Raw genomic sequence first — 14,230 nt, 5'->3', positions numbered from 1 at the left:
CGGCCGACGGCTCCCGCACCGTCCACTCGCACTCGGTGACCACGAGGGCGCCGCCGGGTGCGATCAGGCGCTGCCAGTCACGCAGCGCGGTGTCGCCGGAACCACCGCGCTGAGCACCGGCCAGCCCTGGGTGGATCTCGTCCGTGGCGTGGCCGACGTCGAGGGCAGGACGGTGTTCGTCTTCCCCGGCCAGGGCTCTCAGTGGGTGGGCATGGGAGCCCAACTGCTGGTCGAATCCCCGGTCTTCGCCGAGCGGATCGCCGAATGCGCCACGGCACTCGGCGCGTTCGTGGACTGGTCCCTGGAGGATGTGCTGCGCGGCGCCGACGGAGCGCCGTCCCTGGAGCGCGTCGACGTCGTACAGCCCGCGTCCTTCGCCGTCATGGTCTCCCTCGCCGCCCTGTGGCGCGCCCACGGGGTGGAGCCCGACGCGGTCGTCGGCCACTCGCAGGGCGAGATCGCCGCGGCCGTCGTCTCCGGCGCGCTCTCCCTGGAGGACGGCGCCCGGGTGGTCGCCCTGCGCAGCCGCGCGATCGGCCGCACCCTGGCCGGCCACGGCGGGATGATGTCGATACCGCTCCCCGTCGACGAGGTGGAGAGACGGCTGACGGACTGGCAGGGCCGGGTGTCGGTCGCCGCCGTCAACGGACCGCGCTCGGTCGTCGTCTCCGGCGAACCCGGCGCGCTCGACGAACTCTCGGCGCTGCTGACGGCCGAGGACATCCGGGTGCGCCGCGTCGCGGTGGACTACGCCTCGCACTCCGCGCAGGTCGAGAACCTCCACGACGAACTCCTCGACGTCCTCGCACCGGTCGCCCCGCGCACCAGCGACGTCCCGTTCTTCTCCACGGTGACCGGCGACTGGCTGGACACCGAGACGATGGACGCGGCCTACTGGTACACGAACCTGCGGCAGACCGTGCGGTTCGCCGAAGCGATCGGCGACCTGCTCGCCGGCGGACACCGCGCGTTCATCGAGGTCAGCTCGCACCCCGTACTGACCATGTCGGTACAGGACATGACCGAGGCGTACGGCGAGCCGGCCGTCGCCACCGGCACGCTGCGCCGCGGACGCGACGGACTCGCGCGCTTCCTGCTCTCCGCCGCCGAGGTCCACGTGCGCGGCGTCGACGTCGACTGGGCCGCGCTCTTCACGGGCACCGACGCCCGGCGCGTCGATCTGCCCACCTACGCCTTCCAGCACGAACGCTTCTGGAACATCCCCGCCGTGAGCGACCGGGCCGATACGACGGCCGACCCCGCCGACGCCCGGTTCTGGGCGGCCGTCGAGGGGGAGGACGTCAGCGCCCTGGCCTCGACCCTGCGGACGGACGAGGACGCGGTGGCCGCCGTGCTGCCCGCCCTGTCCTCCTGGCGCAAGTCGCGCAACGAATCCTCCAGGACCGACTCCTGGCGCTACCGGGTGACCTGGTCGCCGCTGGCCAAGGTCCCCCAGCGGTCACTGACGGGCACCTGGCTCGTGGTGTCCGCCGGCGGCACCGACGACAGCGAGACCACCGGCCTGCTGACCGCGGCGGGCGCCGAAGTGACCCGGCTGGTCCTCGACGACGCGCACACCGACCGCGCGGTCCTCGCGGAGCTGCTGTCCTCCGCCGGCGAGTTCACCGGCATCGTCTCCACACTCGCCGCCGCCGAGGAGCGCGGCGGGCGCCACCCCGGCCTCACCCTCGGCCTCGCCCTGACCGTCTCGCTCGTCCAGGCCCTCGGCGACGCCGACGTGACCGCGCCCCTGTGGTTCCTCACCCGGGGCGCCGTGTCCACCGGCCGGTCGGACGCCCTGACCCACCCGGTGCAGGCCCAGATCGCCGGCGTCGGCTGGACCACGGCGCTGGAGCACCCGCACCGCTGGGGCGGCGTCATCGACCTGCCACCGGCACTGGACCGGCGGGCGGCCGGACACGTGGTCTCCGCCCTCGCGGGCGCGCTCGGCGACGAGGACCAGCTCGCCGTCCGTCCCTCCGGGGTCTTCACCCGCCGCATCGTCCGCGCCAAGTCCGGCGGACAGGGCCCCTCCCGCACGTGGACCCCACGCGGTACGACCCTGGTCACCGGCGGCTCCGGCACCCTCGCCCCCGACCTCGCCCGCTGGCTCGCCGGCCGGGGCGCCGGTCATGTGGTGCTCGCCAGCCGCCGGGGCGCGGACGCCCCCGGCGCGGCCGAACTGGTCGCGGAACTGATCGCTTCGGGCACCGAGGCCGAGGCCGTCGCCTGCGACGTGACCGACCGTGACGCCGTCGCCGCGCTCCTCGCGGACCTCAAGGCCGAGGGCCGCACCGTACGCACGGTCATCCACACCGCGGCCGTCATCGAGCTGTACACCCTGGACGAGACCACGACGGAGTCGTTCTCCGACGTCGTGCACGCCAAGGTCACCGGCGCCCAGCACCTCGACGAACTCCTCGACCACGACGAGCTCGACGACTTCGTCCTGTACTCGTCCACCGCCGGCATGTGGGGCAGCGGCCACCACGCCGCCTACGTGGCGGGCAACGCCTACCTCTCGGCGCTCGCGGTCAACCGCCGCGCCCGCGGTCTGCGCACCACCTCGGTGCACTGGGGCAAGTGGCCCGACGACATCGAACGCGAGCTCGCCGACCCGCACCACATCCGCCGCAGCGGCCTGGCCTACCTGGACCCGCAGCAGGCGCTCAGCGCCCTGGGCAGGGTCCTCGACGACGACGAGACCGTCATCGGGCTCACCGACATCGACTGGGACACGTACTACCCCGTCTTCACCACCGGCCGCCCCACGCGCCTGTTCGACGAGGTGCCCGAGGTCGCCCGCCAGCTGGCCCCGGCCCCGCAGCAGGCCGCCGGCCTGCCCGCGGCGAGCGAACTCGCCGCGCGGCTGCGCGACCTGACGGACGCCGAACAGGAACGTCTGCTGCTCACCCTCGTGCGCACCGAGGCGGCCGCCGTCCTGGGCCACGCCTCCGCGGAGTCCTTCCCCGAGCGGCGCGCCTTCCGCGACATCGGCTTCGACTCGGTCACCGCCGTCGACCTGCGCAACCGCATCGTCGCGGCCACCGGACTCACCCTGCCCTCGACCCTGGTCTTCGACTTCCCCAACCCCGTCGCACTCGCCGGGTTCCTCAAGGGCGCGGCCCTGGGCAGCGGCCCCGAACCCGCCTCGGCGGCCCGCACCACGTCCGCGGGGGCCGACGACGACCCGATCGCCATCATCGGCATGAGCTGCCGCTACCCCGGCGGCGCGAACACCCCGGAGGAGCTGATCCGCCTCGCCCTGGACGGCGCGGACGTGATCTCCGAATTCCCCGCCGACCGGAACTGGGACGCCCAGGGGCTCTACGACCCCGACCCCGACCGGCAGGGCCGGACGTACTCCACCCAGGGCGGATTCCTGCACGACGCCGCGGACTTCGACCCCGCGTTCTTCGGCATCTCGCCGCGTGAGGCCGTGTCGATGGACCCGCAGCAGCGCCTGCTGCTGGAGACCTCCTGGGAGGCCTTCGAGCGGGCCGGGATCGACCTGGACTCGCTGCGGGGCACCACCGCGGGCACCTTCATCGGCGCCAGCCACCAGGACTACGCGACAACCGCGCACAACGGCGCCGAGGGCTCCGAGGTGCACATGGTCACCGGCACGGCGGCCAGTGTGCTGTCCGGCCGCGTGTCGTACCTGTACGGGTTCGAGGGCCCGGCCGTCACCGTCGACACCGCCTGCTCGTCCTCGCTGGTCGCCATGCACCTGGCCTGCCAGTCGCTGCGCAGCGGCGAGAGCACCCTCGCGCTGGCGGGCGGCGCGGCCGTGATGGGCACCCCGCACGCCTTCGTGGGCTTCAGCAGGCAGCGGGCGCTCGCGCTCGACGGCCGCTGCAAGCCGTTCTCCGACGCCGCAGACGGCATGACCCTGGCGGAGGGCGTCGGTCTGGTCCTGCTGGAGCGCCTGTCGGACGCCCGGCGCAACGGCCACCGCGTCCTCGCGGTGATCCGCGGCTCGGCGATCAACCAGGACGGCGCGTCCAACGGACTCACCGCCCCCAACGGCCCCGCCCAGCAGCAGGTCATCCGCCAGGCCCTCGCCAACGCCGCGATCACCGGCGCGGACGTGGACACGGTGGAGGCGCACGGCACGGGCACCAGGCTCGGCGACCCCATCGAGGCGCAGGCCGTGCTCGCCACCTACGGCCAGGGCCGCGACCCCGAGCGCCCGCTGTGGCTCGGCTCGCTGAAGTCCAACATCGGTCACACCCAGGCCGCCGCCGGAGTCGCCGGCGTCATCAAGATGGTCATGGCCATGCACGAGGGTGTCCTGCCCGGAACCCTGCACATCGGCACCCCCTCCACACACGTCGACTGGACGTCCGGCGCGGTGGAACTGCTGACCGGGCAGACCCCGTGGCCGGACACCGACCGGCCCAGGCGCGCCGGAGTGTCGTCCTTCGGGATCAGCGGCACCAACGCCCACCTGATCCTGGAGCAGGCGCCCCCCGCCGAAACCGGGACGGCGGACGCCGACGCCGCGCAGGACCCCGCCGACGAGCAGGCCGTGCCGTGGCCGCTCTCCGCCAAGTCCGAGGCGGCGCTGCGCGACCAGGCGGCCCGGCTGCTCGCCCTCGCCGACGCCGACCCCGGCCTGTCACCCGCACGAGTGGGCTGGTCGCTGGCGACCACCCGCGCGTCCTTCGACCACCGCGCGGTCGTCATCGGCCGCACCCGCGACGACTTCCTGCGCTCCCTCGAAGCACTGGCCACGGGACGCGCCGCGGCAGGCGTCGTACAGGGTGTCGTCGGCGAGGGCGCCAGGGGACCGGTGTTCGTCTTCCCCGGCCAGGGTTCCCAGTGGTGGGGGATGGGCCGCGAACTGCTCGCCCACTCCGAGGTGTTCCGCACCGCCGTGAACGAGTGCGCCGACGCGCTCGTCCCGTACATCGACTGGTCCCTGCACGAGGTACTGGCCGGCGAAGGAGACCCGGCGCTGCTCGAACGGGTGGACGTCGTCCAGCCCGCGCTGTTCTCCATGATGGTGGCCCTGAGCGCGCTCTGGCGCTCGTACGGAGTCGAGCCGTCGGCCGTCGTCGGCCACTCGCAGGGCGAGATCGCCGCCGCGTACGTGGCCGGCGCGCTGACCCTGGCGGACGCCGCCGCGGTCGTGGCCCTGCGCAGCCAGGCGCTGCCCCGCCTCTCCGGGCTCGGCGGCATGATGTCGGTGGCCGCGCCGGTCGAGCGGGTGAGCGCCCTGCTGGAGCCCTGGGGCGAGCTGCTGTCCGTGGCGGCCGTCAACGGGCCCTCGTCGGTCATCGTCTCCGGCGACGCCGGGGCGCTGGACGAACTGCTCGCCGCCTGCGGACAGCAGGGCGTCCGCGCCCGCAAGGTGTCCGTGGACTACGCCTCGCACAGCGTCCACGTCGAAGCCGTGCGCGACGACCTCTCACGCGTCCTGGCCCCGGTCGTCTCCGCGAGCCCGCGCGTTCCGTTCTACTCGACGGTCACCGGCGCCCGGCTGACGGACGCCGCCTTCGACGGCGCGTACTGGTACACCAACCTGCGCACGACCGTACGGATGGAGGAGGCCACCCGCGCGCTCCTCGCGGACGGACACCGCGTCTTCATCGAGATGAGCCCGCACCCGGTGCTGGCCGCCCCGATCCAGGAGACCCAGGAGACGGTGGAGGAGGCCGTCGCCGACTCCGCCGTGGTGCTGGGCACCCTGCGCCGCGACGAGGGCGACCTCCGGCGTTTCCTGGCCTCCCTCGCCGAGGCCCACGCGCACGGCACCGCCGTGGACTGGCGCACGGCGTTCCCGGCCGGCGCCGCCGTCCCCGTCGACCTGCCGACCTACGCCTTCCAGCACCGCCCGTACTGGCCCGAGCCCGCGGCGGCCACGGCCGGCGTTGCGGCCCCCGGTGACGGCGACGCCACGGACAGCGCCTTCTGGGACCTCGTCGAGAGCGAGGACCTGGAGTCCCTGGCCGACGAACTCGGTGTCGCCGAGGGCGGGGCACGCTCCTCGCTCGGCGACGTACTGCCCACCCTGTCGGCGTGGCGCGCCAAGTCACGGGAGCGCTCGGCCGTCAACGCCTGGCGCTACCGGGTCGACTGGACCCGGCTGAACGAGCCCGGCACCACCGCACCCGCGGGCCGCTGGCTCGCCGTGGTACCGGCGGACCGGGCCGACGGCGCCTGGATCACCGCCGTACTGGCCCTGCTCGGCCCGGACACGGTCCGGCTCGAGGCGGAGGGCAGCGACGGCGCAGGCCGCGCCGCCTGGGCCAAGCGCCTCAAGGAACTGACCGCCGACGGAACGGAGTTCACCGGCGTACTGTCCCTGCTTGCGCCCGTCGAGGAGCGCCACCCGAACCACACGTCCGTACCCGCGGGACTGGCCCTGACGCTCACCCTCGTCCAGGCCCTGGGCGACGCGGAACTGCGCGCCCCCCTGTGGTGCGCCACCCGCGGTGCGGTGTCCGTGGGCAGGGACGACCGTCTCACCCGGCCCGTGCAAGGCGCCCTGTGGGGCCTGGGCCGGGTGATCGCGCTGGAGCACCCGGACCGCTGGGGCGGTCTCGTCGACCTCCCGGAGACCCTGGACGCGCGATCCGGAGCCCGGCTGACCGCCGTACTGGCGGGCCTGGACGGGGAGGACCAGATAGCGGTCCGCCCGACCGGGATCTACGGCCGCCGCCTCACCCACGCGGCGCCCACCGCGGACAGCCCCGAGCGCCGCTGGCAGGGCCGGGGCACCGCCCTGATCACCGGCGGCACCGGCGGGATCGGCGGCCGGGTCGCCCGCTGGATGATCGAGCGCGGCGCCGGACACGTGGTGCTGACCAGCCGCCGCGGCGAGGACGCGCCCGGCGCGGCCGCGCTCCGCGCCGAACTGGAGGGCCTCGGCGCCCGCGTCACCATCGCCGCCTGCGACGCCGCCGACCGCGACGCGCTGACCGGCGTACTGGCCGCGATCCCCGCCGAGTTCCCCCTCGCCTCGGTCTTCCACGCCGCCGGCGTCGCCGACGGCGACGCCTCCGTGGAATCGCTGACCCTGGAACAGCTGGACGCCCTGATGCGGTCCAAGCTCACCGCCGCCCTGCACCTGCACGAACTGACCCGCGACCTCGACCTGGACGCGTTCGTGCTGTTCTCGTCGGGCGCGGCCACCTGGGGCAGTGGCGGCCAGCCCGGTTACGCGGCGGCCAACGCGTTCCTCGACGCCCTGGCCGAGTACCGCAGGGCCGAGGGCCTGACCGCCGCCTCCGTCGCCTGGGGCACCTGGGCCGAGGTCGGCATGGCCACGGCCGAAGAGGTCCACGAGCGGCTGCGGCGCCAGGGCGTCATGCCGATGGAGCCGCCGCTGGCCGTCGCCGCGCTCCAGCGGATGCTGGAGGACGACGACACGGCGCTCACCGTGACGCTGATGGACTGGGACCGCTTCACCCCCAGCTTCACCGCGACCCGGCCCAGCCCGCTGCTCGCCGGCATCCCCGAGGCCGGCCGGGCCCTGTCGGCGGGCGAGGAAGCACCCGCCGACGACGGCTCCGCCACCCCGCCCCTCAGGAAGCGGCTCGACGCCCTGCCCACCGCCGAACGCGAACGGGCCCTGCTGGAGGCGGTACGCGCCGAAGCGTCCGCGACCCTGGGTCACGACGCGACCGACGCCATCCCCGCCACCCGCGCGTTCCGCGACGTCGGCTTCGACTCGGTGACGGCCGTCGAGCTGCGCAACCGGCTGCGGGCGGCCCTGGGCCTGCCGCTGCCGGCGGCCCTGGCCTTCGACCACCCCACCCCGGCCGCCCTCGCCCGGCACATCGGCTCCCTGCTCTTCGGCGCCGCCCCCGGGCACACCGCCGACGACCAGGCCGACGATCCCGACGCCGAGATCCGCCACGTGCTCGCCTCCGTTCCCATCAGCAGACTCCGAAAAGCAGGACTTCTGGACATGGTGCTCAAACTCGCCACCGCCGACGCCGCCGAGGCGACCCCCGGGCCTCTCGACGGCGAGGACCCGATCGAGGACCTCGACGACATGGACGCCGAAAGCCTGCTGCGGCTCGTCACCGACATGTAGCGGCCCCCCGGTGACGTCCGCCCGGCCGCGCCGGACGGACGTCACCGGCTGTGCGGCATCTGCAAACCGAAAGAGACCTGGAGAGTTCGATGAGCACGTCCCCCAACAAGTACGTCGAGGCCCTGCGGTCGTCGCTGAAGGAGATCGAGCGGCTCCGTCAGCAGAACCAGCAGCTGGTGACGGCCGCCGAGGAGCCCGTCGCAGTCGTCGGGATCGGCTGCCGCTACCCCGGCGGTGTGACCTCCCCCGAGGACCTGTGGGACCTGGTCACCGAGGGCCGCGACGTCATGGGGGACTTCCCCGCCGACCGGGGCTGGGACCTGGAGCGCCTCGCCGGGGACGGCCCCGGCCACAGCCTCGCCCGCGAGGGCGCCTTCCTCTACGACATGGCGGACTTCGACCCCGGGTTCTTCGGGATCTCACCCCGTGAGGCCGTCGCCATGGACCCCCAGCAGCGACTGCTGCTGGAGGTCGCCTGGGAGGCCCTGGAGCGCGCCGGCATCGACCCGCTGACCCTGCGCGGCAGCCGGGCCGGCGTGTTCGTCGGCACCGCCGGGCAGGACTACGCCGCGGTCATCAACGCCTCCAGCGAGGACGCGGAGCAGTTCTCGACCACCGGGCACGCCGCGAGCGTCATCTCGGGACGGCTCTCCTACACCCTCGGGGCCGAGGGCCCCGCCGTCACCGTCGACACCGCCTGCTCCTCCTCCCTGGTCGCCCTGCACTGGGCGGCGCAGTCCCTGCGCAACGGCGAATGCAGCATGGCCCTGGCGGGCGGCGCCTCCGTGATGGCGACGCCCGGCCCCTTCGTCTCCTTCACCGCCCAGAGCGGAATGGCCGCCGACGGCCGCTGCAAGTCCTTCTCCCAGGACGCCGACGGCACCGGCTGGGGCGAGGGCGCGGCCATCCTCGTACTGGAGCGGCTCTCCGACGCCCAGCGCGCCGGACACCCCGTGCTGGCCGTGCTGCGCGGCAGCGCGATCAACCAGGACGGCGCCTCCAACGGTCTGTCCGCACCCCACGGCCCCTCCCAGCGCCGCGTCATCCGCGCGGCCCTGGAGAACGCCCGGCTGACACCCGCCGACGTCGACCTCGTCGAGGCGCACGGCACGGGCACCACGCTCGGCGACCCCATCGAGGCCCAGGCGCTGCTGGCCACCTACGGACAGGACCGCGAGCACCCCCTGCGGCTGGGATCGGTCAAGTCGAACATCGGCCACACCATGGCCGCCTCCGGCGCCGCCGGCGTCATCAAGATGATCATGGCGTTGCGGCACGGTCTGATGCCGCGCAGTCTGCACGCGGGCGAACCCTCCCACGACGTGGACTGGACGACCGGCTCGGTCGAACTCCTCGACCAGCCCGTTCAGTGGCCCGAGACGGGCCGCGCCCGGCGCGCCGCCGTCTCCTCGTTCGGCGTCAGCGGCACCAACGCCCACGTCATCCTCGAACAGGCCCCGGCCCTCCCCGAGACCGCCCCCGCCGACGACACCGCCACCCCCGCCGTCATCCCCTGGGTCCTCTCCGGCCGGTCCGCCGCCGCCCTGGCCGAACAGCGCACCCGGCTGCTCTCCTTCATCGAGCGCAACCCCGGAGTACGGCCCGTCGACATCGGCCACTCCCTCGCCGCCGGCCGCTCCGCCTTCGAGTACCGCTCCGTCCTGCTGCCCGGCGCCCCCGAGCCCACGCAGATCGCCGAGGGCGTGGCCGACGAGGGCCTGCTCGCCGTCCTGTTCTCCGGCCAGGGCTCCCAGCGCCTGGGCATGGGCCGTGAACTCCACGCCAGATTCCCGGTGTTCGCCCAGGCCTTCGACGCCGCAGCCGACGCACTCGACCCCCACCTCGACCGCCCGCTGCGCGACATCGTCTGGGGAACCGACCCCGGACCGCTCGACGAGACCGGCTGGACCCAGCCCGCGCTCTTCGCCGTCGAGGTCGCCCTGTACCGCCTCGTCACCTCCCTCGGCCTCACGCCCGACTTCGTCGGAGGCCACTCCATCGGCGAGATAGCCGCCGCCCACGTGGCGGGCGTCTTCTCCCTGGAGGACGCCTGCCGCCTCGTCGCCGCCCGCGCCTCACTGATGGCCGCCCTGCCCGCCGGCGGCGTCATGACCGCCGTCCGCGCCACCGAGGACGAGATCACCCCGCTGCTCACCGAGCGGGTCTCCATCGCCGCCGTCAACGGACCCACCTCCGTGGTGATCTCCGGCGGCGAGAGCGCCGTACAGGACATCGCCGCGCACTTCGAGGCGCAGGGCCGCAAGACGACGCGCCTGCGCGTCTCGCACGCCTTCCACTCGCCGCTCATGGACCCGATGCTCGACGAGTTCCGCGCCGTCGCGCGGAGCCTGGCCTACGCCGAGCCCCGCATCCCCGTCGTGTCGAACGTGACCGGCCGGATCGCCGACGTCGAGGAACTGTGCTCCGCCGCCTACTGGGTACGGCACGTGCGCGAAGCCGTGCGGTTCGCCGACGGCGTCCACACCCTCACCGAACGCGGCGTCACCACCCTGCTGGAGCTGGGCCCCGAGGGAGTGCTCTCCTCCATGGCCCAGGACTCGCTGACCGAGCAGGCGCAGATCGTGCCGCTGCTGCGCAAGGACCGCCCGGAGGAACTCGCGGCGGTCACCGCCCTCGCACGGGTGCACGTACGCGGCGCCACCGTCCGCTGGTCCGGCCTCTACGAAGGCTCCGGCGCCCAGCGCGTCGACCTGCCCACCTACCCGTTCCAGCGCCGCCGCTTCTGGCCCGCCGCCGCCCTCGACGCCTCCGGCGACATGCGCGCCGCCGGCCTCGGCTCCGCCGGACACCCTCTGCTCGGCGCCGCCGTCGAACTCGCCGACGGCGAGGGCGCGCTGTTCACCAGCAGGCTGTCCCTGCGGACCCACCCCTGGCTCGCCGACCACGGCGTACGCGGCCGCGCCCTGCTGCCCGGCACGGCCTTCGTCGAACTGGCCATCCGCGCCGGCGACGAGGTCGACTGCGACCGCGTCGAGGAACTCGCCCTCGCCGCGCCCCTGGCCCTCCCCGAACACGGCGCCGTCCAGCTCCAGGTACGTGTGGGCGCGGCCGACGCCGCCGGACGCCGCCCGCTCGGCATCTACTCCCGCGCCGAGGACGGCTTCGACCTCCCCTGGTCCCAGCACGCCAGCGGATTCGTCGCACCCGGCGCGCCGGCCCCCGACCCCGGCTTCGACGCCACCGTGTGGCCGCCCCCCGGCGCCGACCCCGTCGACCTCGACGGCTGCTACGACCGGCTCGCCGCACTCGGCTTCGACTACGGCCCCTCCTTCCGCGGACTGCGCGCCGCCTGGCGGCTCGGCGACGAGGTGTACGCCGACGTCACGCTCCCCGAGGACTCCGGCACCGACGCGAGCGCCTTCGGCCTGCACCCCGCCCTGCTCGACGCCGCCCAGCACGCGGCCGCCTTCACCGACCTCGGCGCCATCAGCCGCGGCGGCCTGCCGTTCGCGTGGGAGGGCGTGTCACTGACCGCCTCCGGCGCCACGGCGGTACGCGCCCGCCTCGCCCCCGCGGGCGACGACACCGTCTCCATCGCGATCTACGACACCGCGGGCGGCCCGGTCCTGTCCGTGGACTCCCTCGTCTCCCGCACGGTCCCCACCGCCGGCCTCGACGACACCGGCCCCGTCCACCGCGACTCGCTCTTCCGCGTGGACTGGACCGAGACGAAGAACCCGGCCACCGCCGCACCCGACACGGTCGCCGTGATCGGCCCCGACCCCCTCGGCCTGGCCGCCCACCTGCGCACCGCGGGACTCCCGGTGACGGCCCACCCCGGCCTGGACGAACTCGCCGCCTCGGACGAACCCGTCCCCGCCATGGTCCTCATCGCCGCGAACGGCGAACCCGGCACCACGGACGACGGCGTCGTGACGGCCACCCACACCCTGGGCGCCACCGTCCTCGCACACCTCCACCACTGGCTCGACGAGGACGGCTTCGCCGACGCCCGCCTGATCTTCGTCACCCAGGGCGCGCACACCGGCGACAACCTCGCAGCCGCCTCGGTCCACGGCCTCGTACGAACGGCCAGGACCGAGAACCCGGGACGCCTCGGCCTCCTGGACATCGACCCCGGCACGGCCTCACTCCCCCTGGAGGCCGTGCCGGCCCTCCTGCGCTCCGCACTCGCGGCCGCGGCCGAGGAGCCCGACCTCGCGGTACGCGGCACACAGCTCCTCGCCGCTCGCCTGACCCGCGTCCAGGCCCCCACCGAGCGGCCCGCCTGGGACACCGACGGCACCGTCCTCATCACCGGCGGCACCGGCGGCCTCGGCGGCGTACTCGCCCGCCACCTGGTCACCGAGCACGGCGTACGCCACCTGCTGCTCGTCAGCCGCCGCGGCCTCGCCGCCGAAGGCGCCGACGAACTCCGGGCCGAACTCACCGCACAGGGCGCCCGGGTGACCGTCGCACCCTGCGACGTCACCGACCGGACCGCACTCGCGGACCTGCTCGCGACCGTCCCCGCCGACCACCCGCTCACCGCCGTCGTACACACCGCCGGAGTCGTCGACGACGGCGTGATCGGCTCGCTCACCCCGCAGCGGCTCGACGGTGTACTGCGCCCGAAGGCCGACGCGGCATGGCACCTCCACGAACTGACCCAGGACCTCGACCTGGCCGCGTTCGTCCTCTTCTCCTCCGTCGCGGCCACCCTCGGCAGCCCCGGACAGGCCAACTACGCGGCCGGCAACGCCTTCCTGGACGCGCTCGCCACCCACCGGCAGAAGCGTGGACTGCCGGGCCACTCCCTCGCCTGGGGCCCCTGGACCCAGAGCGTCGGCATGACCGGCGCGCTCACCGTCATCGACGTCGAGCGCATCGCGCGCTCCGGCATGCCGCCCCTGACCGTCCCCCAGGGCCTGGCGCTGTTCGACGCCGCCCTCGGCACGGACGTCGCGGCCCTCGCACCCGTACGCCTCGACCTGCCCGTCCTGCGCGCCCAGGGTGACATCCCGCCCCTGCTGCGCGGTCTCATCCGCTCCCCGGGCCGCCGCGTCGCCGCCCAGATCTCCCAGACCGCCGGCGGCCTCGCCGAGCGCCTCGTCGGACTGAACGCCGCCGAACGCCGCGACGTCCTCCTCGACCTGGTCCGCGGCCAGATCGCCCGGGTACTGGGACACGCCGACGCGACGGACGTCGAGGCGTCCCGCCAGTTCCAGGACCTCGGCTTCGACTCCCTGACCGCCGTCGAACTGCGCAACGGCCTCAACACCGTGACCGGCCTGCGGCTCCCCGCGACCATGGTCTTCGACTACCCGACCCCGAGCGCCCTCGCCGACCACATGCGCGACGAACTGCTCGGCGCCGCGGAAGAGGCACCGGCGGCGCCGACCGCCGTCGCCCTGCCCCCGGGCGGCGACGACCCGATCGCGATCGTCGGCATGGCCTGCCGCTACCCGGGCGGAGTGACCTCGCCCGAGGACCTCTGGCGACTCGTCACGGAGGGCGGCGACGCCATCTCCGGTTTCCCCACCAACCGAGGCTGGGACCTCGACGGCCTCTACGACCCGGACCCCGACCACCCCGGCCGGACCCACGTCCGCGAAGGCGGATTCCTGCACACGGCGGGCGACTTCGACCCGGCGTTCTTCGGGATGTCACCGCGTGAGGCGATGGCGACGGACTCGCAGCAGCGGTTGCTGCTGGAGACGTCGTGGGAGGCGATCGAGCGGGCCGGGATCGACCCGGTGTCGCTCAAGGGCAGCGCCACCGGCGTGTTCGCCGGTGTCATGTACAACGACTACGGGCCGCTGCTCACGGGCGAGGAGTACGAAGCCTTCCGGGGCAACGGCAGCGCACCGAGCGTGGCCTCCGGCCGGGTCTCCTACACCCTGGGCCTGGAGGGCCCGGCGGTGACGGTGGACACGGCGTGCTCCTCCTCCCTGGTCGGCATGCACCTCGCCGCCCAGGCCCTGCGGAGCGGCGAGTGCTCACTGGCCCTGGCCGGCGGTGTCACCGTCATGTCCACCCCGAGCACCTTCGTCGAGTTCTCCCGCGCACGCGGCCTGGCCCCCGACGGCCGGTCCAAGGCGTTCTCCGAGTCGGCCGACGGCGTCGCCTGGTCCGAGGGCGTCGGCATGCTCGTGCTGGAGCGGCAGTCGGACGCGTTGCGCAACGGTCACGAGATCCTGGCCGTGGTGCGCGGCAGCGCGG

General features: G+C 74.4%; 3 protein-coding genes. 2 read left to right on the top strand and 1 reads right to left on the bottom strand.

The window, feature by feature from the left end:
• Positions 1 to 223, bottom strand: a 223-nt coding sequence (locus tag ACWD0Y_RS33605) for a hypothetical protein (RefSeq protein ID WP_450264063.1), incomplete at its 3' end; no start/stop codon positions are given.
• On the opposite strand from ACWD0Y_RS33605, the gene ACWD0Y_RS33600 reads away from it, so the two are divergent.
• Complete coding sequence (locus tag ACWD0Y_RS33600) at positions 212 to 8,047, top strand: type I polyketide synthase (RefSeq protein WP_450264062.1); 7,836 nt, start codon at positions 212 to 214, stop codon at positions 8,045 to 8,047. The genes ACWD0Y_RS33605 and ACWD0Y_RS33600 overlap by 12 nt on opposite strands.
• An 89-nt stretch (positions 8,048 to 8,136) precedes the next feature.
• On the top strand, positions 8,137 to 14,230 hold a 6,094-nt coding region (locus tag ACWD0Y_RS33595; protein WP_450264060.1), incomplete at its 3' end, for an SDR family NAD(P)-dependent oxidoreductase.

It is taken from the genome of Streptomyces altiplanensis, assembly GCF_053591575.1.
Note: the sequence above shows the minus strand (reverse complement) of the source record. Positions and strands in the feature narration are given on the sequence as shown.

Bases quoted from the DNA above. Each gene is read 5' to 3' on its own strand.
- ACWD0Y_RS33600 (WP_450264062.1), top strand. From the start codon at position 212: ATGGGAGCCCAACTGCTGGTCGAATCCCCGGTCTTCGCCGAGCGGATC.